Source organism: Cellulosimicrobium funkei, assembly GCF_001019615.1.
Taxonomy (GTDB): Bacteria; Actinomycetota; Actinomycetes; order Actinomycetales; family Cellulomonadaceae; genus Cellulosimicrobium; species Cellulosimicrobium cellulans_E.
This window is the reverse complement of the sequence record NZ_JNBQ01000002.1, coordinates 72,977-97,320: the sequence shown is the minus strand read 5'-3', so window position 1 is coordinate 97,320 and position 24,344 is coordinate 72,977. Positions and strand designations below refer to the sequence as shown.

Annotated in this window: 25 protein-coding genes; 11 read left to right on the top strand and 14 right to left on the bottom strand. The window is 75.1% G+C overall.

What is annotated here, in order from left to right; all coding sequences use genetic code 11:
* Window positions 1-136: 136 nt before the first annotated feature.
* On the top strand, window positions 137-1,261 hold the full coding sequence (gene rlmC, locus FB00_RS02940) for a 23S rRNA (uracil(747)-C(5))-methyltransferase RlmC (RefSeq protein ID WP_047231382.1): 1,125 nt from the start codon (window positions 137-139) through the stop codon (window positions 1,259-1,261).
* Window positions 1,262-1,357: 96 nt separating this feature from the next.
* Here the strand turns inward: rlmC and FB00_RS02935 are convergent, their stop codons facing one another.
* Window positions 1,358-1,972 (bottom strand): DinB family protein, encoded by a 615-nt coding sequence (locus tag FB00_RS02935; RefSeq protein ID WP_047231381.1) that lies wholly within the window; start codon window positions 1,970-1,972, stop codon window positions 1,358-1,360.
* A 48-nt stretch (window positions 1,973-2,020) separates the two neighbouring features.
* Between FB00_RS02935 and FB00_RS02930 the strand changes: the two genes are divergently transcribed.
* On the top strand, window positions 2,021-2,623 hold the full coding sequence (locus FB00_RS02930) for a pyridoxamine 5'-phosphate oxidase family protein (protein WP_047231380.1): 603 nt from the start codon (window positions 2,021-2,023) through the stop codon (window positions 2,621-2,623).
* Window positions 2,624-2,699: 76 nt separating this feature from the next.
* Here FB00_RS02930 and FB00_RS02925 read toward each other — a convergent pair whose 3' ends face one another.
* On the bottom strand, window positions 2,700-3,296 hold the full coding sequence (locus tag FB00_RS02925; protein WP_047231379.1) for a hypothetical protein: 597 nt from the start codon (window positions 3,294-3,296) through the stop codon (window positions 2,700-2,702).
* A gap of 40 nt (window positions 3,297-3,336) precedes the next feature.
* Window positions 3,337-4,950 (bottom strand): class I SAM-dependent methyltransferase, encoded by a 1,614-nt coding sequence (locus FB00_RS02920; protein ID WP_047231594.1) that lies wholly within the window; start codon window positions 4,948-4,950, stop codon window positions 3,337-3,339.
* Between the two features lie 210 nt (window positions 4,951-5,160).
* On the opposite strand from FB00_RS02920, the gene FB00_RS02915 reads away from it, so the two are divergent.
* On the top strand, window positions 5,161-5,343 hold the full coding sequence (locus tag FB00_RS02915) for a hypothetical protein (protein ID WP_144425422.1): 183 nt from the start codon (window positions 5,161-5,163) through the stop codon (window positions 5,341-5,343).
* Here the strand turns inward: FB00_RS02915 and FB00_RS02910 are convergent.
* Window positions 5,330-6,475, bottom strand: coding sequence for a VanZ family protein (locus FB00_RS02910; RefSeq protein ID WP_052877395.1), 1,146 nt, complete (start codon window positions 6,473-6,475; stop codon window positions 5,330-5,332). The two genes, FB00_RS02915 and FB00_RS02910, sit on opposite strands and share 14 nt — an antisense overlap.
* Window positions 6,476-6,826: 351 nt before the next feature.
* On the opposite strand from FB00_RS02910, the gene FB00_RS02905 reads away from it, so the two are divergent.
* The 5 genes from FB00_RS02905 to surE all read left to right on the top strand — a co-directional run bounded on the left by FB00_RS02905 (window position 6,827) and on the right by surE (window position 11,364).
* The gene (locus tag FB00_RS02905; RefSeq protein WP_047231592.1) at window positions 6,827-7,885 is read left to right on the top strand and encodes a 2,3-butanediol dehydrogenase; all 1,059 of its coding nucleotides are present in this window, start codon (window positions 6,827-6,829) and stop codon (window positions 7,883-7,885) included.
* Window positions 7,886-8,035: 150 nt separating this feature from the next.
* Window positions 8,036-8,599 carry a TIGR03086 family metal-binding protein gene (locus tag FB00_RS02900; RefSeq protein WP_047231377.1) on the top strand — a complete coding sequence of 188 codons (564 nt, stop codon included), beginning with the start codon at window positions 8,036-8,038 and terminating at the stop codon, window positions 8,597-8,599.
* Window positions 8,600-8,690: 91 nt separating this feature from the next.
* A complete protein-coding gene (locus tag FB00_RS02895; RefSeq protein WP_082140913.1) occupies window positions 8,691-9,557 on the top strand; it encodes a glycerophosphodiester phosphodiesterase in 867 nt (288 codons plus the stop codon).
* Window positions 9,554-10,555 carry a 1-phosphofructokinase family hexose kinase gene (locus FB00_RS02890; protein ID WP_082140912.1) on the top strand — a complete coding sequence of 334 codons (1,002 nt, stop codon included), beginning with the start codon at window positions 9,554-9,556 and terminating at the stop codon, window positions 10,553-10,555. Before FB00_RS02895 ends, FB00_RS02890 begins: the two co-directional genes overlap by 4 nt.
* 41 nt (window positions 10,556-10,596) lie before the next feature.
* Window positions 10,597-11,364: a 5'/3'-nucleotidase SurE gene (surE, locus tag FB00_RS02885; RefSeq protein ID WP_047231375.1), complete on the top strand. Its 768-nt coding sequence runs from the start codon at window positions 10,597-10,599 to the stop codon at window positions 11,362-11,364.
* 57 nt (window positions 11,365-11,421) lie between these two features.
* Here surE and FB00_RS23065 read toward each other — a convergent pair whose 3' ends face one another.
* A complete protein-coding gene (locus FB00_RS23065; protein ID WP_082140911.1) occupies window positions 11,422-13,074 on the bottom strand; it encodes a mechanosensitive ion channel domain-containing protein in 1,653 nt (550 codons plus the stop codon).
* Between the two features lie 29 nt (window positions 13,075-13,103).
* Window positions 13,104-13,814 carry an antibiotic biosynthesis monooxygenase gene (locus tag FB00_RS02875; protein ID WP_082140910.1) on the bottom strand — a complete coding sequence of 237 codons (711 nt, stop codon included), beginning with the start codon at window positions 13,812-13,814 and terminating at the stop codon, window positions 13,104-13,106.
* A gap of 124 nt (window positions 13,815-13,938) precedes the next feature.
* On the opposite strand from FB00_RS02875, the gene FB00_RS02870 reads away from it, so the two are divergent.
* The 3 genes from FB00_RS02870 (at window position 13,939) to FB00_RS20870 (ending at window position 17,521) form a co-directional block, all read left to right on the top strand.
* Window positions 13,939-14,355 (top strand): hypothetical protein, encoded by a 417-nt coding sequence (locus FB00_RS02870; RefSeq protein ID WP_047231374.1) that lies wholly within the window; start codon window positions 13,939-13,941, stop codon window positions 14,353-14,355.
* A gap of 32 nt (window positions 14,356-14,387) precedes the next feature.
* Entirely contained in the window at window positions 14,388-15,689 is a 1,302-nt protein-coding gene (locus tag FB00_RS02865) for a threonine/serine ThrE exporter family protein (RefSeq protein ID WP_052877394.1), read from the top strand.
* Between the two features lie 359 nt (window positions 15,690-16,048).
* Window positions 16,049-17,521 carry a M15 family metallopeptidase gene (locus FB00_RS20870; protein WP_052877393.1) on the top strand — a complete coding sequence of 491 codons (1,473 nt, stop codon included), beginning with the start codon at window positions 16,049-16,051 and terminating at the stop codon, window positions 17,519-17,521.
* A gap of 112 nt (window positions 17,522-17,633) precedes the next feature.
* Here the strand turns inward: FB00_RS20870 and FB00_RS02855 are convergent, their stop codons facing one another.
* From FB00_RS02855 to FB00_RS02820, 8 genes are all read right to left on the bottom strand, one after another.
* On the bottom strand, window positions 17,634-18,503 hold the full coding sequence (locus FB00_RS02855) for a prenyltransferase (RefSeq protein WP_047231373.1): 870 nt from the start codon (window positions 18,501-18,503) through the stop codon (window positions 17,634-17,636).
* A complete protein-coding gene (locus tag FB00_RS02850; protein WP_047231372.1) occupies window positions 18,500-18,859 on the bottom strand; it encodes a lycopene cyclase domain-containing protein in 360 nt (119 codons plus the stop codon). Before FB00_RS02850 ends, FB00_RS02855 begins: the two co-directional genes overlap by 4 nt.
* On the bottom strand, window positions 18,856-19,197 hold the full coding sequence (locus FB00_RS02845) for a lycopene cyclase domain-containing protein (RefSeq protein ID WP_047231371.1): 342 nt from the start codon (window positions 19,195-19,197) through the stop codon (window positions 18,856-18,858). The genes FB00_RS02850 and FB00_RS02845 overlap by 4 nt, the downstream gene beginning before the upstream one ends.
* Window positions 19,194-20,867 (bottom strand): phytoene desaturase family protein, encoded by a 1,674-nt coding sequence (gene crtI, locus FB00_RS22595; protein ID WP_047231370.1) that lies wholly within the window; start codon window positions 20,865-20,867, stop codon window positions 19,194-19,196. Before crtI ends, FB00_RS02845 begins: the two co-directional genes overlap by 4 nt.
* Window positions 20,864-21,778: a phytoene/squalene synthase family protein gene (locus FB00_RS22590; RefSeq protein ID WP_047231369.1), complete on the bottom strand. Its 915-nt coding sequence runs from the start codon at window positions 21,776-21,778 to the stop codon at window positions 20,864-20,866. Before FB00_RS22590 ends, crtI begins: the two co-directional genes overlap by 4 nt.
* An 88-nt stretch (window positions 21,779-21,866) precedes the next feature.
* The gene (gene galE / locus FB00_RS02830) at window positions 21,867-22,886 is read right to left on the bottom strand and encodes a UDP-glucose 4-epimerase GalE (protein WP_047231368.1); all 1,020 of its coding nucleotides are present in this window, start codon (window positions 22,884-22,886) and stop codon (window positions 21,867-21,869) included.
* Between the two features lie 116 nt (window positions 22,887-23,002).
* Window positions 23,003-23,926 carry a cation diffusion facilitator family transporter gene (locus FB00_RS02825; protein ID WP_047231367.1) on the bottom strand — a complete coding sequence of 308 codons (924 nt, stop codon included), beginning with the start codon at window positions 23,924-23,926 and terminating at the stop codon, window positions 23,003-23,005.
* Window positions 23,927-24,018: 92 nt separating this feature from the next.
* Window positions 24,019-24,336 (bottom strand): ArsR/SmtB family transcription factor, encoded by a 318-nt coding sequence (locus FB00_RS02820; protein ID WP_064315011.1) that lies wholly within the window; start codon window positions 24,334-24,336, stop codon window positions 24,019-24,021.
* Window positions 24,337-24,344 lie beyond the last annotated feature (8 nt).

Here is a 24,344-nt window from a genome sequence, read left to right as displayed (position 1 = left end):
AGCGCCGTCCCACACCGGTGTGGGAGCGCTGCCACGACCGTAGCGGACGGATGCCACGGACGCCAGGGAGCGCTCCCACGACCTCGCCACGCAGGTCCACAGCGCCCGTGCTCGCGTGGCACCTAGACTCGAACGAGTGCAGTGCCACCACTACGACGCCGGCCGGTGCCGGTCGTGCAGCCTCCTCGAGCTGGCGTACCCGGCGCAGCTCACCGGCAAGCAGGGGCACTGCGCCGACCTCCTCGCGCCGCTCGCGCCCGACCTGACCTGGCTGCCCACGGTCGAGTCCGCGGAGTCGGGCTTCCGCAACAAGGCGAAGATGGTCGTCACGGGCACGACGGACGCCCCGGTGCTCGGCATCCTCGGCGAGGGCGGCGGCGTCGACCTCACCGACTGCCCGCTCTACCCGCCCGCGCTCCAGGCGTCGTTCCCGGCGTTCGCGGAGTTCGTGACGCGCGCGCGGCTCGTCCCCTACGACGTGCGCGCCCGCCGCGGCGAGCTCAAGTACGTGCTGGTCACGCTCTCCCCCGACGGCGACCTCATGGCGCGGTTCGTCCTCCGGTCCACGGAGTCGCTCCCCCGGGTCCGCAAGCACCTGCCGAGCCTGCTCGACGCCCTGCCGTCGCTCCGCGTCGTCTCCGCGAACCTGCACCCCGAGCACAAGGCCGTGGTCGAGGGCGAGACGGAGATCCTCCTCACGGACGCCGAGACGCTGCGCATGCGCGTCAACGGGATCGACCTGCACCTGCGCCCGCAGAGCTTCTTCCAGACCAACACCGACGTCGCCGCCGCGCTCTACCGCCAGGGCCGCGAGTGGGTGGACGACGCCGCGCCCGCCACGGTCTGGGACCTCTACTGCGGGGTCGGCGGGTTCGCGCTGCACGTCGCCGGTCCGGACCGGGACGTCGTCGGTGTCGAGACGAGCGCCGAGGCGGTGGAGAGCGCGCGGCTCACCGCGCGGGACGCCGGCCTCGACCGCACGACGTTCCTGGCCCAGGACGCGACGGCGTTCGCGCTGTCGCGGCAGGACGTGCCGGACCTAGTCGTCGTCAACCCGCCGCGACGTGGGATCGGGGAGACGCTCAGCACGTGGCTCGAGGAGTCCGGCGTCGGGCACGTCGTCTACTCGAGCTGCAACGCGACGTCGCTCGCGCGCGACCTGGCGCTCATGCCGTCGCTGCGCCCGCGAGCCGCGCGTGTGCTCGACATGTTCCCGCAGACGTCGCACTACGAGGTCGCGGTCCTCCTCGCACGCGGCTGACCGCGGCGTCGGGGCGACGCTGCTCCGAGATCGACCCGAGCGGCCGAGATCGACCCTCCGAAGGCCGATCTGGCGACGGGCGGGTCGATCTCGCGGTCAGGGTCGCTCGCCTGCGCGGCGCGCGGCCTCGACGGCGGAGGTCTCCAGCCGCTCGCGGTAGGCCGTCCACTCGTCGTCGTCGAGCGCGGGCAGGTTGCCGCGATCGTCACCCGCCGCGCCGTCGACGAGCTCGCGGACGATGTCGGCGTGGCCGGCGTGGTGCGCCACCTCGTCGAGCACGTGGACGAGCGCGAGGAACAGCGTGATCTCCCGACGCTCCGGCGGCCACCACGGCACCTCGCCGCGCGCGTCGAGCTCGAGCTCGGCCACGGTCGCGTCGCACAGCGCCGACGAGCGGCGGAAGAGCTCGAGGATCTCCTCGCGCGACTCGTCCGCCGTGGCCCACATGTCCGCGTTGACCTCGGCGTCGTCGGCGAACCAGGGCAGGTTCAGGTCGTGCGTGCGGCCGAAGGCCTCGTGCAGGTACCCGACCTGCACGCTCGCGACGTGCTTCACGAGACCGAGCAGGTTGGTGCCCGTCCGGGTGAGCGGACGACGCACGTCGTGCTCGCCCAGGCCCTCCGCTCGCGCCAGCAGCACCTCCCGCTCGCGCGTGAGGTAGCGCTGCAGCGTTGCCTTGGGGTCGAGGTCCGGAGGTGTCGTGGCGCCCATCCCTCGGACGCTACTCCCGCCCTCCCACGGCGGTGCCAGACTCGGCCCATGGGCACCGTGCACGCAGAGATCACCGACCGGCTGGCGTCGTTCGTCCTCGCGCAGCCGGTGTTTTTCGTCGGCACCGCGCCGCTCGCGGCGGACGGCCACGTCAACGTCTCGCCCAAAGGCATGGCGGGCACGTTCGTCGTGCTCGACCCGCACCGCGTCGCCTACCTCGACTACACCGGGTCGGGCGCGGAGGCTCCCGCGCACCTGCGGGAGAACGGCCGGATCGTCGTGATGTTCTGCGCGTTCGCCGGGCCGCCCAACATCGTCCGGTTCCACGGCACCGGCCGGTACGTCGAGGCCGGGAGCGAGGAGTTCGACGCGCTGCGCGGGCACTTCGCCAAGGCGGAGACCGCCGGGCAGCGCGGGATCGTCGTCGTCGACGTCACGCGCGTCTCCGACTCGTGCGGGTTCTCCGTCCCGCACCTCGAGCTCGTCGAGGACCGCGACCTGCTCGACCGCTGGGCCGGTCGCAAGACGCCCGAGCAGCTCGACGACTACCGGGTCACCAAGAACTCCACGAGCATCGACGGCCTCCCGGCGATCGGCGAGCCCGCCGCACCTGTCAGCACGTCGTCGCGGTCGAGCGCGACCTCTCGCTGACGGGTCGAGGCGTCCGCCACCTGCCGGCGCGTCGTCGCGCGACTGCGCGAGCAGGTACCGACAGTCCGATGGTCCGTCACGTGCCGGGCGCCGTCGCGTCGAGGTAGGCCCGGCCGCGCGGGGAGAGGCGGTAGCCGACGTCGAGGCTCTCGGTGAGGCCGAGCTCCTTGAGCCGGCGCACGCGCACCTTGAAGTCGTCGCGCGCCATCCCCAGTCCTGCGGCGAGCTCCCGCGCGACGACGCCCTCGTTCGCCGCGACCAGCTCGAGGTACTGCCGGGTCCACGGCGCGGCGGCGGCGCGGTCCTTGCGCGCGAGGCTCGCACGGATCTGCTCGACGGCGGCCGCGTCCAGGTCGGCGTCCTCGCGCAGCGCGACGCGCGGGTCGGGCCCCGCGAGCCGGATGCCCACGCGGTACAGGTCGCCCTCGCGCGCCGCGCCGCGGGCGAGCACGCGCTCCGGGGAGGCCATGCCCGCGAGCCGCGCGTCGTCGTCGGACACCTGCGGCTCGCCGTCCGGGGCGACGGGTACGCGCTCGACCGACGTCACCTCGACGACCCCGATCCGCGTCCGCTGGAGCGTCCCGACCTTCACGCGCGGCGTCGTCCAGCGGCGGAACGCCAGCGTCACCGTCCCGTCCTGGAGGCCGCGCAGCGTGCGGGCGTCGAGGAGCACGCCTCCGAGCGTACGACGGCGCGGCCCCGGTCGGGTGGGATCAGGCGAGCTCGGGGCGGCGGGCGACGGTGAGGACGTGCGTGTCGGGCCAGTCGACGGGCTCGCCGGTCGCGGCGTCGTGCAGCGCGGCGACGGGCGCGAGTGCGTGCTCGACGACCCACTCGTTGCGCCACGCCCCGCTGCCCGGCTCGAGCTCGAAGCCGGCGTCCGCGAGCAGGTCCGCCCACCGCGGGCCGCTGAGGTCGCAGAACCGCTCGTGGCACTCGGACAGCCAGTTGTCGACGTAGTCCTTGCGGGTCAGGAACTCCATGGCTTCGCGCAGCGTGAGCCGCCACGACCCCGGCGCCAGGCGCTCGGGCTCGAACGCGGCGCCGGACAGGCGCGGGAAGTCGTGCGCGAACTGGACCAGGCGCGCGTCGGTGGACAACGCCCCGACCCACGCGGCGACGTCCGCGCGCGCGAGGTCGTCGAGGTCCGTGCGGGCCCCGCCGGGCCCGTCCCCGGTGGCCGCGGCGCCGTCGTCGGTCCGCAGCGTGAGCACGACGACGCGGTCCGGCTCGGCAGGACCGCACACGTCCGAGTTGATCCACACACCACCGGGTCGGGTGTGGGCGTGGACGCGGCGCGCGAAGGTCTCGACGTCACGGACGCCCGCCCCGTACGACGAGACCTCGTGCGTGAGGGCGATCGTCAGGGTCGTGTCGACGGTCGCGTCGGGCATCACGGACCGGTCGAGGATGTTGGCCTGCACGAACCAGACGTGCGGGTTCGCGAACGCCCCCTGCGCCTTCTTGTGCTCGGCCTCGGCGACGAGGTGCCGCGCGACGTCGACCCCGAACAGGTCCGACTCGTGCAGGCGCGGCTCGCGCGCGACGTGCTCGAGCAGGCCGCCGGTCGCGCAGCCGATGTCGACGATCCGGCCGGGCCGCACGTGCGGCGCCACCTGGGCCCACTTGCGCGCCGACGCGTCCTCGAACGCGGCGGCGTACGTGCGGTAGTCGCGCGTCGAGGTGAGGTCGCCGTCGCCGGAGACGACCGGGTCGGCGAAGATCCGCCGCACGTCGTCGACGAACCGGTAGCGCGCGTAGAACCCGGGCACGGCCGGGTGCGCGACCTCTCGCCAGCGTTCGTCCCCCGCGGCGATCTGCTCGACGACGTCCCACGGCCGGGCGGGCGGCTCCCCGCCGGGCTCGGCGGCGTCGAGCTCCACGCCCGCGACGCGGTAGCCGAGCGCGCGGTAGGCGTCGACGAGCGCCGGGGTCGAGCACGCGACGACGGTGTCGGCGGGGTCGGGCGCGATCCCGGTCGCCGTCGCGACGCTCGTCACGACGAGGTGCGCGAACCGGTCGTCCGGCGCGACGTCGGGCACGGGGACGACGACGGACGCGAGCCCCTCCCGGGTGGTGACGTTCTCGACGAGCGCCTCGCGACGGTGGCCCGGCAGCGGGTTGCGGCGGGTGCCCGCATGGTTCGCGGACGTGACGACCCAGACGACCTCGACGTCCGGGGCGCAGCGCACGCGGCGCCCGTCGAGGTCGCGGACGAGCCCGGCACGCAGCGCCCGGAGGTAGTCGACCTGGTAGCGCGTGACGACGTGGTGACGGCCCGGGAACAGGACACGGCGGACGGGGGTGCCGTCGGGGGTCGGGTGCACCCGCACACCGTGCGGGGTGACCGCGCCTCGGTGCAAGCCGTCTCACGGCTCGGCACACGCCGCCGTCGGTGTGTTCGCTCTCCGTGAAGCCCGCCGACCAGAGAACCCGCAGGTCGACGGGGTGCAGGTGGGCGAGCGCTCCCCGATCGGACGATCCTGGACGACCGTCCACGATGCGGAGCACAGGGGACGTATGGGACGGTGTCCGCGATGTTCTGGATCGTGGCAGGGGCTGTGCTCGTCGTGTCCGGCCTCGCGATCGCCGCGACGGCCGCCCGCGGCGTGCGCCGAGCCGGGTCCACCGGGGCGAACGGGATGGCCATCGCCGTCGGCGGGGGCCTCGTGATCTGGGGCGCGATCGCCCTGACCGTCGGGCTCCTCACGCAGGACTGAGCGCCGTCCCCCGCGCGTCGACGACCTCCGCACCGGACACCACCCCGGAGAGCCCACGCCGTCCGCGCGTGAACGGGACCGCGACGACCGAGACCACGGCGAACAGCCACGCGACCGGCGCGGCCACGTCGCCCGCGACCGCGAGCGCCGTCGGGACGTCCGTCGGCAGGTCGGAGAGCAGGCCCAGCGCTCCCCACAGCGCGCCCCCGGCCGCCGCGCGGGCCACGCGCTGCGCCGTCGTGCCGGGACGGCCTCCCCAGCGCGGCGCGAGCCACACGGTCCGCTGCCCCCACGACGCGCCGCTGCCGAGGAACGTCGGCACCACGAACACGAGCACGAACGGGACCAGCGTGCCGAGCAGCCACTGCGGCCGGTCCGACCCGTCGGGGAGGGGCTGCCCGAGCGCGAAGAGCACCGTGCGGTAGGCCACCTGGAGCACGACGCCCAGCGCGGTGACGAGCAGCGCGTCGAGCAGCATCCCCAGCCAGCGGCGCCAGACGGTCACCGCCCGCGCCTCCTCGCGGCGCGCCTCGAGCTCCGCCGCGCGCGGCATCCACCGCAGCAGGAGCGGGGCCGCGAGCGCCCCGAGGAACGCTCCGAGCGTGTTGGTCAGCACGTCGTCCACGTCGGCCACCCGGTACGAGCACGGGATGAGCCCGAAGATGCCGGTGTACTGCGTCGTCTCGATGAGCACCGACGCAGCCAGCCCGGAGAGCGTCGCGACGACGACGCCGCGCCCGAGGTAGCGCCGCACGAGGAGTCCCCACGGGACGAACAGCACGACGTTGAACACGACCTGGAGCACGGCCGCGCTGCGCAGGGTAGCGCCGGGGCCGAGGCCCGCGGTGTCGCGACGGATGTCGGCGAGCGAGTGGAACGGCACGAGCTCGGCGCCGGCGACGCCGTACTGGGCGCACCACTCGGCGAGGTCCCCGCTCGGGAGCGGCAGGAGCGTGTACGCGACGAGGGCCACCCCGTAGATGGCGACGGCCGCGGCACCGATCAGGCGTCGGCCGCTCAGCCCGCCGTACCGGCGCGACTGCCACGCGAGCGCGGGCACGAGGAACGCCGCGAAGAGCAGCGCACCGCCGATCACGCCGACGTACGCCGGCCATGTCCACCGGTCGATCACGCGCGCCCCCCGGCGGGCTCGGGGACAGGTCGGCGGGTGCGGGTACTCGTCACGCGCTCCAGTATCGGGTCGGCTCCCCCCGCACCGCGCACCGGCGTCTCGTCGCGACACCTCGTTCCGGCGCGCTCCGGCACCTCGCTCCGGCACAACGCTCCACGCCTCCCGGGCGAGCACCGACGACGACCGGCCCCGCCGGTGAGGACCTTCGGCGCGGCGTGACGGTCGAACCCCGACCTACCGTGGAGGTGCGGTCGGTCGCCACGGCCCGCCGAGGTCTCACCGAGTACCGGTCCGGGGACCGCCCGCCGCGCACCGAGCGGTGCGCGCGGCCCGACGGACGAGGTGAGGACGATAAAGGCGGCGCGGTACCACGGCAAGGAAGACCTCCGGATCGAGGACGTCCCGGAGCCCGAGACCCGGCCGGGGACCGTGAAGATCCGGCCCGCGTGGACGGGCATCTGCGGCTCGGACCTCCACCTCTACCTCGAGGGCCCGTTCCCGCCGGCGCCGTCCGAGACGCAGCCGCACCCGCTGTCGGGCGAGACGCTGCCCGTCGTCTTCGGCCACGAGTTCTCCGGGGTCGTCGAGGAGCTCGGCGAGGGCGTCGAGGGGCTCGCGGTCGGGGACGCGGTCGTCGTCGAGCCGTTCATGGTGTGCGGCGAGTGCCCGCCGTGCCGCGACGGCCTCTACAACGCGTGCGTGAAGATGGGGTTCATCGGCATCTCCGGTCGGGGCGGCGGGCTGTCCGAGCACATCGTCGTCGAGCGGCGGTGGGTGCACCCCGTCGGCGACGTCCCGCTGGACCAGGCGGCGCTCATCGAGCCGCTCGCGGTCGCGTACCACGGGGTCCGGCTGTCCGGTGCCAAGGCGGGCGACACCGTGCTCGTCGGCGGCGCGGGGCCGATCGGCCTGCTCACGTGCGCCGTGCTGCACGCGATCGGGGCGCGCGCGATCGTCACGGAGGTGAGCGGGGCGCGCAAGGCCAAGGCCCTCGAGACCGGGGTGGCCGACGACGTGCTCGACCCGCGCGAGGTCGACGTCGCCGCGCGCGTCCTCGAGCTCACCGACGGCCGGGGCGCGGACGTGGCGATCGAGTGCTCCGGCGCCCAGCCGGTGCTCGACACCCTGACGCACGCGCTCAAGGCGGGCGGGACGCTCCAGATCGTCGCGCTGTTCTCCGCGCCTCCGACCCTCGACGTCATGACGGTGCTGCTGCGCGAGCTCACCATCAAGGGCGCCATCGGGTACGCGGACGACCACCCGGCAGTCATCCGGCTCGTCCAGGAGGGCAAGGTCGACCTCGCCCCGTTCGTCACGAGCCGCATCGCCGTCGAGGACGTCGTGGAGAAGGGGTACCGAGAGCTCATCGACCACAAGGACGACCACGTGAAGATCGTCGTGTCGGTGTGAGACGGCGGCCCGCGGCCCCCACCGTCCCCGGGGGCCGCGGGCCGCGCTGCTCGACCGGGGTGCCGAGGGGACCGCTCCGCCTGCCCGCGCTCGACCTGCGGCGCGCGGTCCGGCGTGCCACGGTGGAGGCTCAAGCCCCGGGAGGTGCGCATGGACGTCCTCGCCGCCCACGGCGACGCGATCGGCGCGTTCGACGCGCTCGTCCGCCCGCTGCGCGACGACCAGTGGTCGCTGCCCACCCCGGACGCCGACTGGACCGTGCGCGACCTCGTCAACCACCTCACGGCCGAGCAGCTCTGGGCGCCCGAGCTGCTCACCGGGCGCTGGATCGAGGACGTCGGCGCCGTCTTCGAGGGCGACGTGCTCGGCGACGACCCGGTGGACCGGTGGGTCGACGCGTCCGTCCAGGCCCGCGAGGCGTTCCTCGCACCCGACGCCCTGGACCGCCGCGTGCACCTGTCCTACGGCGACGAGTCGGGCGCGGAGTACTGCGCCCAGATGACGTTCGACCTCGTGGTGCACGCGTGGGACCTCGCCCGCGCCGTCGGGGCGGACGAGACGGGAGAACCCGCACTGGTCGCGTGGGCGCTGCACTACGCCGAGTCCCGCTCGACGTTCCTCGAACCAGGCCCGCTGTTCCGCGGACCGCTCGACGTCGACGACGGCGCCGACGACCTCACGCACCTCCTCGCGCTCACGGGCCGCCGCCGCTGACGGTCGCACGCCGGGTGAACGTTCGCGGAACGGTCCGCCCGGCGGCGGGCCCGGCAGGACGACCGCGCGGGTCGCGCGCGAGACTGGCCCCATGCCGCCCACCTCTCCGGGTCGCTCCCCGGACCAGCGCACGACGCACCCGTCTCCCCTGCTCCGGCCCGCCGCCGACCGCGGTGGCCGCCCGCTCGTCGTCGGGCACCGCGGCAACTCGTCCGTGGCGCCGCAGAACACGCTGGCGGCGTTCGAGGCCGCGTGGCGCGCAGGTGCCGACGCGATCGAGCTCGACGTGCACCTCACGGCGGACCGCCAGGTGGTCGTCCTGCACGACGACGTGGTCGACGAGACGACAGACGGGACCGGCCGCGTGGACGGGCTCACGCTGTCCCAGGTCCGGGAGCTCGACGCCGGGTCGTCGTTCTCGCGCGCGTTCGCGGGCCAGCGCGTCCCGACGTTCGCGGAGGTCACGCGGTTCGCCGTCGCGCACCCGGGCATCGGGCTGTTCGTCGAGCTCAAGGGCGTGTGGCCGGTCGAGGACGTCGTGCTCGTGACGCAGCAGGTCGACGACGCGGGGATCGCGGACCGGGTGGTCGTGCAGTCGTTCTGGCCGCCCACGGTCGCGGCGCTGCGCGACGCGGCCGGCCACCTCGACCGCGCGCTGCTGCTTGCGCTCCACCCGGACAGCCTCGCCGAGCTCGTCGAGGTGTGCGCGGACCTGGGGGTCGTGGCCTGCAACCCGGAGGTCGCGCTCCTCGCGCACGAGCCCGGCCTCGTCGAGACGCTCCGCGGCGCGGGGCTGCGCGTGCACGTCTGGACCGCGAACACGAGCGACGAGTGGGGCGACCTCCTCACCCAGGGCGTCGACGCCATCATGACCGACCGCCCCGACCGGCTCGTCGGCTGGCTCGACGCGCGGTTCGACGGGTGGAGCGCGCGCGGTCGCCCTAGCGTGGACGGATGAGCGCCACCCCGACGCCCACGCCTGGTCCGCTCCCCACCCCTCCCGGCCCGCCCGACCCCGCACCCGCCCGCGTCCCCAGCGTGTGCGTCCTCGCCCTGACACCCCTGCTCACGGTGGAGATCGAGCCCGCCGGGCCGTACGAGACGTCGCCCGAGGTGCACGTCCACCCCGGCGGCCAGGGCCTGTGGCTCGCGCGCATGGCGTACTCGCTCGGCGCGCAGGTCGTCGTGTGCGGCCCGTTCGGCGGCGAGACGGGGACGGTCGCCGCGCACCTCGCGCGCGCCGAGAACCTCGACCTGCGCGCGACGACGACCGGCGGGAACGGCGCGTACGTCCACGACCGGCGGAGCGGGCACCGGGAGGAGGTCGTGACCATGGACCCGTTCCCGCTCAACCGCCACGAGGTCGACGACCTGTACGGCACCGTCCTCGTGTCCGGGCTCGACGCCGCGGTGACCATCCTCACCGGGTCGGAGACCGCGATCGGGGTCCCGGCCTCGTTCTTCGGGCGCCTCGCGCGCGACCTGCACGCGTCCGAGCGGCAGGTCGTCGCCGACCTCTCCGGTGACCAGGCGCGCGCCGTCGCGGACGCGCCCGGCGCGGTGCTCAAGATCAGCCACGAGGAGATGGTCGAGGGAGGGTTCGCCGACGACGACACCGAGGCGGCGCTGCTCGCCGCCGCGCGCGCGATGGTCGACGCCGGGCCGCGTGCGGTCGTCGTCTCGCGCGCGCACGACCCCTCCCTGCTCGTGACGCGCGAGCACACGTACACCGTGCGCACGCCGCGCATCACGACCGTCGACCACCGGGGCGCGGGCGACTCCATGACGGCGGGCATCGCCGTCGGGCTCGGTCGCGGCCTCGACCTGCCCGGCGCGGTGCGCCTCGGCGCCGCGGCGGGAGCGCTCAACGTCACGCGGCGCGGTCTCGGGACCGGACGCCGCGACCAGATCGAACGCCTCGCGCGCCGGATCACGGTGCGCGAGGCCCCCGCCTGACCCAGCACCGACCGCATCCCCGACGACAGAGGAGAACCACCGTGCGCGCCCTCGTGACCAACGACGACGGGATCGACTCCCCCGGACTGGCGGTCCTCGCCGGAGCCGCGCTCGACGCCGGCTACGAGGTCGTCGTCGCCGCGCCCGCCCGCGAGTCGTCCGGCGCCAGCGCGTCCCTGCTCGGCGCCGAGCGCGACGGCCGGCTCGCGGTGGAGTCGAGACCCGCGCCCGGCCTGCCCGACGGCGTGACGTCGTACGCGGTGCGCGCAGCGCCCGCGCTCATCGCCTTCGTCGCCGCCTACGGCGGGTTCGGCCCGCGTCCGGACCTCGTGCTCTCGGGGGCGAACAAGGGCGCCAACACCGGCAACGCGATCCTGCACTCGGGGACGGTCGGCGCGGCGCTGTCGGCGATGACGCACGGGATCCGATCGCTCGCCGTCTCCGTGGACGCCGCGGAGCCGCAGCACTGGGACACCGCGCGCCTGGTCACCGACCACGTGCTCGCCTGGATGGACGGGGACGGCTCCCGCGACGTCCCGCTCGAACGGCGCACGCTCAACGTCAACGTTCCCGACGTCCCGCCCGACCGGCTGCGGGGGCTGCGGCAGGCGCCCCTCGCCACGTTCGGGCTCGTGCAGGCGAACATCCACGAGGACGGCGACCGGCACCTCGTGCTCCAGTACTCCGGCACGGAGCGTCACTCCGAGCCCGACTCGGACACCGGGCTCCTCACGCGCGGCTGGGCCACCGCGACGCTCCTCGTCGCGCCCTACGCCGACGCGACGGTCGAGGTCCCCGGGCTCGACTGACGGCGACTCCCCGCGCCCGAGCACCCGGTCCGCGGCGGGGCACGGCGCCCCCGACCGTCAGCCGCGTGGTCGGCCGTCGCCGTGATCGCCGTCCCCGTGGACGTCGGCCTGCCGCTCGTCGTCCGCGCCCGACCTCCCGGGCTCGTCGTCGGGCACGACGCCGTGCTCGGCCGTGCGCTCGCGCTCGTCGATGACGTCCTGGCCGGGCCCGGCGAACGCCCGCGAGCGCTCCTCGCCCTCGGGCGTGCCGCTGAAGAAGGCGGACTCGGCGGCCTCGGGCGTGGCGTCGTCGTACGCGTCGTGCCCGACGGCGGGCAGCGGCCGGGTGCCGCCCGGCACCTCGGCCTCGGCGGAGCTCGCGTCTCCAGCGCCGTCGGGACGACCCAGGCCGCCGTCCGGTCCCGGGACGACGCCCACGAGCCGCGTCGGGTCCTCGCTCGGCGCGGCGCCCGCGCCCCGGCCCGCGCGTCGGATCGTCCCGAGGACGACGGGCGCGTCGGCGCGGCGCGACCCGCGCTCGGCAGGGAGCCGGGGCGGTCGCGCGGGGGCGACGGGCGCGCCGTCCTCCGCGGCGTCGTGGTCGAGACCGCCGGGCGCCTCCGCGCCGTCCGGCCCGAGAGCACCCGACCCCTCCCGCTCGTCGGGCCCGCCGACCTCCAGGGCGTCGACCGCCCGCTCGAGGCGCGTGCGGGGCAGGCCCTGCGGCGCCGCGCGCTGCAGCCAGTCGACCAGCCCCTCGCGCACGAAGCACCGCAGGTCGAACAAGGTGGGCGCGTCGTGCGCGCTCACGAGCGCGCGCACCCGCACGAGGCCCCCGACGGCGTCGGTCACCTGGAGGATGCCCACGCGCTCGTCCCACAGGTCGGTGAGCGCGAGGAGGCGCCGCAGCTCGGCCCGCATGGGGCCCACCGGCACCTCGAAGTCGAGGTCGAGCTCGACGGTCCCCAGCAGGTCGGCGGCGCGCCGGGTCCAGTTCTGGAACGGCGTCGTCGTGAAGTACGTCGACGGCATGATGAGGCGGCGGTCGTCCCAGAGGTGCACCACGACGTACGTCATGGTGATCTCCTCGATCCGGCCCCACTCACCCTCGAGCACCACGACGTCGTCGACGCGGATCGCGTCCGTGAATGCGATCTGCATGCCCGCGAACACGTTCGCGAGCGACGTCTGGGCCGCGAGGCCCGCGACGATGGAGATGAGCCCCGCGGACGCCAGCAGGCTCGCGCCGGCCGCGCGGGCCGCCGGGAACGTGAGCAGGATGCCCGCGACCGCGCACACGACGATCACCGCCACGGTGAGCCGGCGGAGCACCGTGATCTGGGTGCGGACGCGGCGCGCGTGCCGGTTGTCCGCGGTGTCCATGCGGTAGCGCTGGAGCGCGGAGTCCTCGAGCACGAACGCGATCGCGCCCACCCACCACGCGCCGACGACGATGAGCGCGATGAGCAGGAGGTGCTCGACCGCGGGACGCCACGGCGTGGACGCGTCCGTGGTCAGGCGGACCGCGATCCACACCGCGACGACGGTGAGCACCGCCCGGTCCGGTCGGCGCAGCCGCCGCGAGAGGTCGCGGGCGAGCTCGCTGCGCCGGCCCGCCCGGCGGACCACCGCGGAGATCACCGTCCCCAGGACGAACGCCAGCAGGATGCCCGCGGCGACCGCACCGAGGGTGACGAGGACGTCGGTCGTGTTCTCGATCTCGGTGTCCATCCCTCCAGGCTAGGCAGGGCGCCGGGTCGTCACCTCCGGGCCGCGGGACGGGAGCGACGCGCCCCGGACCGCGGCGGGCGGGCGAGCCACGGGGCGAGCAGCCGCGTGACCCGCGGCAGGACCAGGTACGTCATGACGGGCGTGAGGACGAGCGTGGTGGCGAGCACGCGCGGGACGACCGGCACGGCGTCCCACGCCGGGACCAGACTCCCGACGAGGAGCGTGAACGCGAGGTTCACCGGGAAGAACCCGAGCCAGATGCTCACCGACTGCTTCCAGCGCGGCGGCGCCGCGACCGTCGCGCTCGCCGGTGGCGCGGTCGACGTCGGGGCGTCGAACCAGCCCTCGATGCCCGTGCGGCGCTCGACCCGCGTCTCCTCGACGAGGTCCCGCCCCTGCGCGAGCCAGCGCACCCGGTCCGGCGACGTCTCCCACGCGTCGAGCGTGGCGGCGTCGGCGAAGCGGTACAGCATGTGCCAGTCGTGCGACCCGGCGGACGCGCGCACCCAGCCGGAGCCGAGGAACCCGGGGTAGCGGTTCGCGAGGTTCACGCCGTTCTGCACCCAGCGCGTCACCGCGGGGACGTTCTCGGGCAGGACCCGCCGCTCGATCGCGACGGTCACGGGCCCGGTGCCGGTGACGGGCGGGTGGGGGCCGGGAGGGGACAGCAGGTTCGGGGGCAGGGCGGGGGCGGGGTCTCCGCCGGTGCGCCGCGCGTCCCCGGGGACGTCGTGGGTCATGGGACGAGTGAACGTGGCGGGTGTTTCCGGGTCGTGAACGCGCGCGGGCGCGGGACGGATCGTCCCGCGGGTCGGGACGCGGGCCGACGCGCGCGCCGGGCGGCCCGGGCCTACCGTGGCAGGCATGATCTCGTGGGACCTCGCGCTCGCCCTGCGCGACGCGGGCGTGCGGTGGTCCCCCGCGTCGGGCGACCGCTTCCGCCTCCTGGCCACGGGCCGTGACGGCGACGTCTTCACCGTGAGCGACATGACGATCGAGCCCCACGAGTTCGACACGGGCGTCGTGCTCGGGTTCAACGGGACGACCGAGTGGGCGCTCGACTCGGTCGCCCTCGAGGACGCCCTGTGGCACCCGCTCGAGGGCCAGCTCCGGGAGCTGCTCGGCGGCACGTTCCGGCGGCTCGAGCGGACGACGGGCGGGTACGTCGTCGGCACCGAGGTGCTCGACGACGTCGGGACCTTCGCCGCGGCGGACGCCTCCGACGCCTACGCGCGCGCCGTGCTCGCGCTCGTCGCGGCGAGCGCGGAGGGCACGCCCTGACCCGGCGGCGGCACGCGAGCTGGCTCGACGACGTGCGCCGCGCCCCGTCCGTCGTGCGACGCGTGCTGCGCGCGCTGGGCGACGAGCCGCCTCCCGTCGTCGACCCGGAGCCGCCCGAGGTGTCGCCCGACCTCGTCCCCCTCCTGCGCGAGCTCGGGACCGCGCTGCTCGACTCCGGGCGCTCCGTGACCGACGTCGAGGACGACCTGGAGGCCGTCGCCCGGCGCTCGGGCGCGTCGACCGTGGGCACGCTCGTCCTCCCGACGGGCGTCTTCGTCCGGGTCAGCACGGCGGGCGGCACGGTCGCCGACTTCGCCGCCGCCGCCGCGAGCGGCCTCAACCTCGACCAGATCGGGGCGCTCACGACCCTCGTGCGCCGCCTGCGCACGACCGACGTCCCGCTCGCCGACGCGCGCGCCGAGCTGCGCGCGATCGTCGAGCGGCCGCCGCGGTTCGGCGCGGTGCTCACGGTCGTGGGCCACGGGCTGCTCACGGTGGGGTTCGGCCTCGTGCTCAACCCGACCGCCCGGCTCCTGCCGGTCTACCTCGTGCTCGGGATCCTCGTGGGCGCCCTGCGCTGGCTCGGGACCCGGTGGCCGACGCTCGCCACCGCCCTGCCCGTCGTCGCGGCGTTCGTCGTCACCCTCCTGGCGATCGACGTCGTCCACCCCTGGCTCGGCGACGACCCGCTCAGCGTGCTCGTGCCGCCGCTCGTGTCGTTCCTGCCGGGCTCGGTGCTCACGGTCGCCGCGATCGAGCTGACGAGCAACCAGATCGTCGCCGGCGCGAGCCGGCTCGTCTACGGGGTCGCGCAGCTCCTGCTGCTCGTGTTCGGTGTCGTCGCGGGAGCCGCGGTGGCAGGCCCGCTCGTCGCCGCCCCCGCCGCGGACCAGCTCGGCTGGTGGGCGCCGTGGGTGGGGATCCTCGCGGTCGGGCTCGGGCAGATGTACTTCGCGTCGTCGCCGCGCGGCTCGCTCCCCTGGGTGCTGCTCGTCCTGCTCGGCGCGTACGCGGCCCAGCTCGTCGGGGCGCTCGCCGCGGCGCCGCTCGCGGGGTTCGTGGGCGCCCTCGTCATCGCGCCGCTCGCCGCGCTCGTGGAGCGGACGCCGCACGGACCTCCCGCCGCCGTCACGACCCTCCCGGCGTTCTGGCTCCTCGTGCCCGGGGCGCTCAGCCTGCTGGGCCTCTCCGACCTGGTGAACGGCGGCCCGGAAGCCGCCCAGGAGATCGCGAACGCGGTCGTCGCCGTCTTCGGGATCGCCCTCGGCACCCTCGTCGGCTCGGCGGTCACCCGGGACGCAGGACGCGTGACACGTACCCTCTTCACATCCTGACCACACGGTCGGCACGTCATTCCCGAGGCTTCCCCCCGTCACGGCACCCCGCTGGACACGTGTCTAGTTGAAGATGGAACAGCCGACAGGCCTCCTGGGTCCACCTTGCGACCAGGCCTGCCGGCGTCGTGGTGAGAGGGCGCGCGTGCGTCCCGCCCCGACCGCACGCCGTCGTGGTCACCCAGCGCTCCGTCCTGCGCAGGTGCACCAGGGATGGGAGCGCTTCCGTGCTCGACCGCCCGCGACCACGGCCCGATGATCGGATCGTTCGCTTGACCACTGCACAGCACCGCACGACCGCCCGCACCACGACCAGCACGACCGGCGCGCGAGCCGCCGCCCGCGGCGAGGCGCGCTAGATGGGCCGCCACACCGCGAGCCGGGCCTCGCTCACCGCCGCCCTCGCCTCCGCCGCGCGCCGCGGCACGCACGGCGCTGCCCGCGTCGCGCCCCGCCGCCGCACGCTCGGTGCCGGCGCCGCGGTGGCCGCCGTCGCGCTCACGGCGAGCACCGCCGCGGCGGCCTTCGGGAGCGGCACCGCGCCGTCGGCCGCCGGGACCGGCACCACGGCGGACGCGACCCCGGCCTCCGGCGAGACCGCCGCGAGCGCCACGCCCGCGTCCGCCACGATCGGTACCGTCGCCGCAGACCCGGAGACGGTCGAGGCTGCGGGCGACGCGCTCCAGCGCGCGCAGTTCCTCACCGGGGAGGGCGCCGCGGGGCTCACCCCCGAGCAGGTCGCCCAGATCGAGGACGCCCGCACGCGCCTCAGCGAGGCCGTCACCGAGGTGTCCTCCGCCGACCGGACGCCCAGCCTCTCCGGCCTCCCGGCCGTCTCGGTCGGGACGCAGCCCGCGGACCCCGACGCCCCGTCGAGCGCCACGCCCGACGAGCAAGAGGCCGAGGCGGACGACGCCCCCTCCGCGGTGGACGTCCTCGCCGAGAGCGTGCCCGCGCTCGACGAGCGCGGCAGCGACCGCGCGAGCCGCACCTCGGCGCGCACCCCGCTCGGAGAGCTTGCCGCCGCGGCGCCCGCGCTCGACGCGGCGCTGCCCGACCTCACCGCGTCCGACGAGCCGGCGACGTCCTTGTCGGCCGAGAGCGCTGCTGGCCCCGACGACGCCGCTCCTGACGCCTCCGCGTCCGCCGAGACCGCGACCGAGTCTCCCGAGGAGGACGCCGCGGCCGCCGACACGGCCACCGCGTCGCCCGACCTCGAGACCGGCTCCACCGACGACGCCGCGACCACGCCGGCCGGCGACGCGTCCCCCACCGGCGTGCCGACCTCCGAGGAGATCGCCTCCCTGACCACCGAGCTGTCGACGCTGCTCGACGCGGCCGGGTCGGGCGTGACCGTCGAGGTCGTGCCCGGACCGCCGTCGGCCGCGGAGATCGCCGCACAGCTCGACAAGTGGGCGACCTCCACGGCGGGCTACGGCAACGGGCAGATCCCCGCGAGCGCCCTGTGCGAGCTGTCGTTCGCACCGGGCGAGCAGCTCCGCTGCGACGCGGCGCACCAGATCGAGGCGCTCAACGAGAAGTACCGCGAGGCGTTCGGCGTGAACCTCTCCGTGACGGACTCCTACCGCTCCTACGCCTCGCAGGTCGCCGTCAAGGCGTCGCGCGGCTACTTCGCCGCGCCCCCCGGCATGTCGAACCACGGCTGGGCGCTCGCGCTCGACCTGGGCGGCGGCATCCAGGGCTACGGCACCGCGCAGTACGAGTGGATGCGCGCCAACGCGCCGGCCTACGGCTGGGACAACCCCGAGTGGGCCCGCGCCGGCGGCTCGAAGAACGAGCCCTGGCACTGGGAGTACGGCGACCTCTCCTGAGGCCCCCGCTCCCCCGACCACGGCCCCGGCACCACGACGACCTCGCGGACCGGGGCCGTCGTCGTCCCCCCGCGACGCACCCTGCGCCGCACCCCGCGGTCAAGCCCGGCGGTCAGGCGAGCGCGGTCACGATGAGCAGCATCGTCACGAGGAAGCCCGTGACGAGGTTGAGCCACAGGAACGTGCGCCACCCGGCGTTCGCGCGCTCGCAGTCGTCGTCGCGCACGTCGCGGAACCGCAGCACGTTGGCGGCGTACGGGAGCGGCAGCAGGGCGGCGAGGACACCGGGCCACGGCAGGACGGCGAGGACTGCCGCGGCCGCGACGTACGCCCCGGCTGCGCCGAGCACGGTCGCGTGGGCGCCGACCGCCGTCGCGACGGACGCGATGCCGCCCTCGCGGTCCGCGCGCACGTCCTGCACCGCACCGAACGCGTGCGACGCCATCCCCCACAGGACGAACCCCACGAGCACGGGCCACACCGACCGCGCCGACAGGTCCGCGTCCACGAGGACGAGCGCGTAGAGCAGCGGCCCGGCGAAGTGCATCGCGGACGTGAACGAGTCGAGGAACGGGCGCTCCTTGAACCGCAGTCCCGGGGCGGAGTACGCGACGACGCCGAACACGACGAGCGCGAGGACGACGGCGGCGAGCGGGTCGCCCAGCAGAAGCAGGGCGACCAGGAACGGCACGTTCGTCGCCACGCACGCGCGCAGGATGCGCCGGTGGGTCGCGCGCGCGGTCGCCGGGTCGGCGAGCGCCCCCTCGATCCCGCCCTTGCGCGGGTTGCGCAGGTCGCTGGCGTAGTCGAAGACGTCGTTCACGCCGTACATGAGCAGGTTGTACGGCACGAGGAAGTAGAGCGTCCCGACGACGAGCGCGAGGTCGACCCGGCCACCGGTCGCGACGAGGTAGCCCGCGGCGAACGGGTAGGCGGTGTTGATCCACGAGAAGGGCCGCGACGCGGCCAGCACGTCCTTCACCGGGCACCCTCGTCCGCGCGGCCGCCGGAGGCCTGGCCGGGAACGGCACGGTCGTCGGCGGCGCGGTCGCGACCGCGCGCCCCGAGCGCCGTCCAGAGCACCGGCATGCCGAGCGCCGCGGCGAGCGCGTAAGCGAAGTCCTCGAGCGGGGCGCCCCAGAGGTACACGCCGAGGATCTTGTCCGGGTCGTAGACATAGAGGTCGGCGGCGATCATGAGCGTGTCGAAGACGAGCGTGAGCACGCACATCACGACGGCGGTCCACACGAGCGGGCCGGGTCGCAGGCGCCGCAGCACGCGCCACGACACCACGACGAGCACCACCAGGACGATCACGTTGAGCACGATGTTCGTCATGCGTCGCCCTCCGCCCGGGTACGGCGGGCGGCGAGCACGCGCTCGGCACCTCGCCAGACGAGCAGCGCGTTGTAGCACAGGAGCGTCAGGAAGACCGCCTCCTCCACGGGAAGGTCGGGCGCGAGCAGGAGCCCGGTCATCCAGGGGCTCTCGCCCCGCGCGAAGATGCCGAGCACGAGGCCCGCGACGTCCCAGAGGAGGAACCCGACGACGCCCAGCCCCACGGTGAGCGCGGCGCGGCGCCAGTCCGCCCAGAACGCGAGGCGGAAGCGCCGGTCGAGCACCGCGAGGCCCCCGAGCGAGACCGCGAGTGCCCCGAGGTAGACCAGACCCGTCACCGGCGGACCTCGACCGGCTGACCCCCCACGGGTCGCAGACGCTCCGGCCTCCGGCTCGCCGCCAGGAACCCGGAGCGCAGCGGCACGGGCAACGGGCGCGACGACGTCTCGCCGAGCAGCCGCTTCGCGACGAGCTCGGCGCTGATGAGGCACATCGGCAGTCCCACGCCCGGGATCGTGCCACCTCCCGCGTGGTACAGCCCGTCGACACGGCGGGAGACGTTGCCCGGCCGCCACAGCGCGGACTGCCGCAGCGTGTGCTCCATGCCGAGCGCGCCCCCGCGCCACGAGGAGAGCTCGGTCGAGAAGTGGGCGGGCCCGAGCACGCGCCGCGTGACGACCCGGCCCGGGAGGTCCTCGATCCCGGCCCAGCGCCCGACCTGCGCGAGGTAGCGGTCCGCGAGCGCGTCGAGCGTGCGCTGCGACGGGGCGTCGGCGCCGAGGCTCGGGTCGGCGGGGAACGGGACGAGGAGGAAGAGGTTCTCGTGGCCGGGCGGGGCCGCGGGGGCGCCCGACGACGGCCCGTCGGTCGCGGACGTGCGCGACACGTAGAGCGAGGCCGGGTCGGGGACGCGCAGCCCGCGCGGGTCGCTGCGGCGGTCGGTGCCGAGCACGGCGTCGAAGTTCGCGGGCCAGTCGCGCGTGAAGAAGAGCGAGTGGTGCGCGAGCTCGGGCAGCTCGCCCCGGACCCCGGCGAGCACGAGCAGGGCGGAGATGCCCGGCCCCTTGTCCTCCCACGCCGCGGCGGGCAGGTCGGCCCAGCGCTGCTCGAGGAGCGCGGTCTCGGTGTGGTGCCGGTCGGCGGCCGACACGACGACGTCCGCCTCCACGAGCTCGCCCGAGGCGAGGCGGACGCCCGTGACGCGCCCGCGCCGCCCGGCTCCTCCGGCGACCTCGATGCCCGCGACGTCGGCCCCGGTGCGCAGCTCCGCACCCTCGTCCTGCGCGAGCCGCGCGACGGCCTCGATCAGCGTGTACATCCCGCCGCGGGGATACTGGACGCCGTCGACGAGGTCGAGGTGGCTCATGAGGGAGTAGAGCGCGGGCGCGCGGTACGGCGACGAGCCGAGGAAGACGGCGTGGTATCCCAGGAGCTGGCGCAGTCGCGGGTCCTCGACGGCGCGCGCCGCGCGGTCGGCGAGCGACTCGCGCAGCAGCGCGGCGAGGCGCGGCAGCCGCCGCAGCACCGCGGGCGAGAGCGCCCGGTCCGGACGCTCGAACGTGGTGTACAAGAAGTGGTCGAGAGCGAGCCCGTACGCCTCGCTCGCCTCCGCGGCGTAGGCCGCGAGACGTCCGCCGGCGCCGGGCTCGACCGCGTCGAACCGGGACCGGTTCACGCCCGGGCTCGCCGAGAGCTCGAACGTGGACGCGGCGTCGGTACCGTCCGGCTCGAAGAAGACGCGGTAGGCCGGGTCGAGCCGGACGAGGTCGAGGTGGTCCTCGACGCGCGTGCCGAGCAGTGCGAAGAAGTGCTCGAACACCTCCGGCATGAAGTACCAGGAGGGGCCGGTGTCGAAGCGGAACCCGTCGAGCTCGAGGGTGCCGGCCCGGCCCCCCAGGGCCTCGTGGCGCTCCAGCAGCGTGACGCGCGCGCCCCCGCGCGCGAGCAGCGCCGCGGTCGCGAGCCCCGAGATCCCACCCCCGACGACGACGACGCGCGGTGCCCTCACGCGAGCACCTTCCGCGGGCGCGGGGACCGACCGGACGCCACCTGGCCGAGGAGCTGACCGCCGGCGGCGCGGGCCGCGAGCGCGACCTTCACGGTGTCCGGGACACGCACGCGCGCCCGCAGGATGTCCTCCGGAGGCGTCGCCGCGAGGCGGGCGAGCAGCCGCTCGTAGACGGCGACCGTCGCCGCGACGGCGATCCGCGGCCGCACCGGCAACCCGGGGAGCGCGGCGCGCGCCGCGGCGAGGTCCTCCTCGACCTCGCGGCAGAAAGCCTCGACGTCGCGCCGCCGCAGGCGGCCGGGGACGACGCCGGGCAGGTACGCCCGCCCGAGCTCGTCGTGGTCCGTGCGCAGGTCGCGCAGGAAGTTGATCTTCTGGAACGCCGCGCCGAGCGCTCGCGCGCCCCGCACGAGCACGGGGTCGGGCACCCGGAGCGGCTCGCCCGGGCGACGCCGCGCGTTGAGGAAGACCGCGAGGCACATGAGGCCGACGACCTCCGCCGAGCCGTAGACGTACCGCTCGTAGCTCTCGCGGTCGTGCACGCGCACGGTGAGGTCGGTCCGCATCGACGCGAAGAAGGGATCGACCTCGGCGCGGCCGAAGCCGCAGCGGCGCGCTGCGAGCGCGAACGAGTGCACGACGAGGTTCGTCGACCACCCGCGCTCGAGCGCCCTCGCCGTCTCGGTCTCGAGCTCGTCGAGGAGGTCGGCGGCGCCGTCCCCGCGCCGCGTGTCGACGACCTCGTCGGCGATGCGGACGAGGCCGTAGACGGCGTCGATCCCGTCGCGCGTCGGCGCGTCGAGCAGGCGTGCGCCGAGCCCGAACGAGGTCGAGTAGGACGCGAGCACGACCCGGCTCGTGCGCGCTGCGGTCAGGTCGTACAGCCGTGCCGGGTCGTTCTCGTCGCCCACGTGCTGGTCCCGTCGTCCGTCGCCGGGGCACCTCCCCGGTCATTCCTCAGCATGCTGAGGAATAAAGGATCGCACGAGACGCCGTCGTTCACACCTCGGCAGCGCCCTCGGCACCTCCGGACGCGCCGACCTCGATGCGGCGGGGGCCGGCCTGCCAGGCGTCCCAGGCCGAGGAGATGATCTCGGGCAGCCCCTTGGTCGCCGTCCAGCCGAAGAGCTCGTTGATCCGGCGCGGGTCACCGACGAGCTGCGGCGGGTCGCCCGCACGGCGCGGGAGGACCTCCGGCGTGACGTCGAGCCCGCTGACGCGCCCGATCTCGTCGATCACCTCACGCACCGACGACCCCTGACCGGTCCCGACGTTGAACACGTCGAACGGGCGCTCGTCGACGTCGAGGTACCCGAGCGCCGCGAGGTGCGCGTGCGCGAGGTCGAGGACGTGGATGTAGTCGCGGATGCACGTGCCGTCCGGCGTCGGGTAGTCGTCGCCGAAGATCTTGGGCTGCTCGCCGCGCTCCAGACGGTCGAGCACCATGGGGACGAGGTTGAGCACGGCGGGGTCGCCGAGCTCCGGCCAGCCGGCGCCGGCCACGTTGAAGTAGCGCAGCGCGACGAACCGCAGGCCCCACGCGCGACCGGCCGCGCGACCGAGCCACTCGCCGACGAGCTTGGTCTCGCCGTAGGGGTTGATCGGCTCGGCGTGCAGCTTCTCCTCGACGAGGGAGACCGACGGCATGCCGTACGTCGCCGCGGACGACGAGAAGACGAGCCGGTCCACGCCGGCCGCCTGCATCGCGGTGACGAGGTTCGTGAAGCCGCCGACGTTCTGCTGGTAGTACCAGGCCGGCTTCTCGACCGACTCCCCCACCTGCTTGCGCGCCGCGAAGTGGATGACCGCGCGCACGTCGTGCTCGGCGAGCGCGCGCGTCAGCACGTCCACGGCCTCGGGCGCCGCGACGTCGACCTCGACGAGCGTCGCGCCGCCGACACGCTCCGCGCGACCGGTGCTGAGGTCGTCGACCACGACCACCTTCTCGCCGCGCTCCTGGAGAAGGCGCACCACGTGCGCGCCGATGTACCCGGCTCCGCCGGTCACGAGGATCGTCATGAGACCCACCCTAGTGGGGCCGCGCACCACCCCCGGGGCGTCGAACCCGGGGGCGTCGCCGGGCTCGGGCGGCGAGCCCGGGGTCGTCGCCGGGCTCGGCACGTCGCGCCACGCCCTCAGGCGTGGCCGTGCGCCTCGCGGTCGCGCAGGGCGGCCGTCTCGAGCTGGAACGTCGAGTGCTCGACCGAGACCGGGAAGTGGTGCGCGACGCACGCGCGGACCCGCTCGGTGATCTCGAGCGCGTGCCCGTCCCGGAAGCACGCGTCGTCGACGACCACGTGCGCCGAGATGGTCGGCAGTCCCGTCGCGACGGTGGACGCGTGGAGGTCGTGCACATCCTCGACGTGGTCGAGCGAGAGGATGTGCGCCCGGACGTCGTCGAGGTCCAGCCCTTCCGGCGTGAACTCCATGAGCACGGCCGTCGCCTCGCGCAGGAGGCGGAAGGCGCGGGGGACGATGAGGAGCGCGATGAACAGGCCGGCGATCGCGTCCGCCTGCTGGTACCCGGTCGTCGTGATGACGACGGCGGCCACGATCACCCCGACCGACCCCAGGGCGTCGTTGACGACCTCCAGGAACGCCGCGCGCAGGTTGAGGTTCGCCCGACGTCCGGACGCGAGGACGGCGATCGCGACGACGTTGCCGACGAGGCCGACGATCCCGAAGACGAGGAGCTCCGACGAGGGCACGTCCGGCGGCGAGAACAGCCGCCGGACACCCTCGACGACGGCGTACGCGCCGACCGCGAGGAGGAGCGCGGCCTGCGCGAGGGCCGCGAGCACCTCGACGCGGCGAAAGCCCCAGGTCCGCCGCTTGGTCGCCGGCCGGAGCGCGAGCGACGCGGCGACGAGCGCCACGGCCAGCCCCGTCGCGTCGGTGAGCATGTGCGCCGTGTCCGTGAGGAGCGCGAGGCTCCCCGTGAGGACCGCTCCGACGGCCTGCGCGACGAGGATCGTCGCAGTGATCCCGAAGGCGACCGCGAGCCGCGCGCGGTGGTCGGGCGCCGCACCCCCCGCGCCGTGGTCGTGCCCGGCTCCCATGACCCCTCCATTCATCGTTCAATGGCGATGATATCGGTGATTGACGATGAATGCCAGACCGGCTGCACCGTGGGGCGCGTCACCGCGCGAGGTCAGGGAGCGAGCGCGACGTGCTCCGCGTCGGCGAGCAGGTGCGCCACCTCCGGACGCACGAGCCGGTACCACGACGAGCGCCCCTCGCGCCGGACGGCGACCACGCCCACCTCGCGCAGGGTCGTCAGGTGCGCGGAGACCGTCGACTGCGCGAGCCCGAGCTCGCGCGTGAGGTCGACGACGCGCCGCTCGGCGCCGGTGAGCAGGTGCACGATCGCGAGCCGGCTCGGGTCGGCGAGCGCGTGGAGCAGGCGCGCGACGGCCTCGTGGTCGTGCGCGCCGTCGTGCCGGGGGTCGCTCGCGGCGCTCGTCGTCACCACCCGAT

Excerpts from the sequence above, each read along its gene's own strand:
- FB00_RS02850 (WP_047231372.1), bottom strand. The coding sequence starts at position 18,859 with ATGACGAACATCGTGCTCAACGTGATCGTCCTGGTGGTGCTCGTCGTG.
- FB00_RS02890 (WP_082140912.1), top strand. The coding sequence starts at position 9,554 with ATGAGCGCCACCCCGACGCCCACGCCTGGTCCGCTCCCCACCCCTCCC.
- FB00_RS02915 (WP_144425422.1), top strand. The coding sequence starts at position 5,161 with ATGTTCTGGATCGTGGCAGGGGCTGTGCTCGTCGTGTCCGGCCTCGCG.
- FB00_RS02895 (WP_082140913.1), top strand. The coding sequence starts at position 8,691 with ATGCCGCCCACCTCTCCGGGTCGCTCCCCGGACCAGCGCACGACGCAC.
- galE (WP_047231368.1), bottom strand. The coding sequence starts at position 22,886 with ATGACGATCCTCGTGACCGGCGGAGCCGGGTACATCGGCGCGCACGTG.
- FB00_RS02900 (WP_047231377.1), top strand. The coding sequence starts at position 8,036 with ATGGACGTCCTCGCCGCCCACGGCGACGCGATCGGCGCGTTCGACGCG.
- FB00_RS02875 (WP_082140910.1), bottom strand. The coding sequence starts at position 13,814 with ATGACCCACGACGTCCCCGGGGACGCGCGGCGCACCGGCGGAGACCCC.
- FB00_RS02930 (WP_047231380.1), top strand. The coding sequence starts at position 2,021 with ATGGGCACCGTGCACGCAGAGATCACCGACCGGCTGGCGTCGTTCGTC.
- FB00_RS20870 (WP_052877393.1), top strand. The coding sequence starts at position 16,049 with ATGGGCCGCCACACCGCGAGCCGGGCCTCGCTCACCGCCGCCCTCGCC.
- FB00_RS02935 (WP_047231381.1), bottom strand. The coding sequence starts at position 1,972 with ATGGGCGCCACGACACCTCCGGACCTCGACCCCAAGGCAACGCTGCAG.
- FB00_RS02870 (WP_047231374.1), top strand. The coding sequence starts at position 13,939 with ATGATCTCGTGGGACCTCGCGCTCGCCCTGCGCGACGCGGGCGTGCGG.
- FB00_RS02825 (WP_047231367.1), bottom strand. The coding sequence starts at position 23,926 with ATGGGAGCCGGGCACGACCACGGCGCGGGGGGTGCGGCGCCCGACCAC.
- FB00_RS23065 (WP_082140911.1), bottom strand. The coding sequence starts at position 13,074 with ATGGACACCGAGATCGAGAACACGACCGACGTCCTCGTCACCCTCGGT.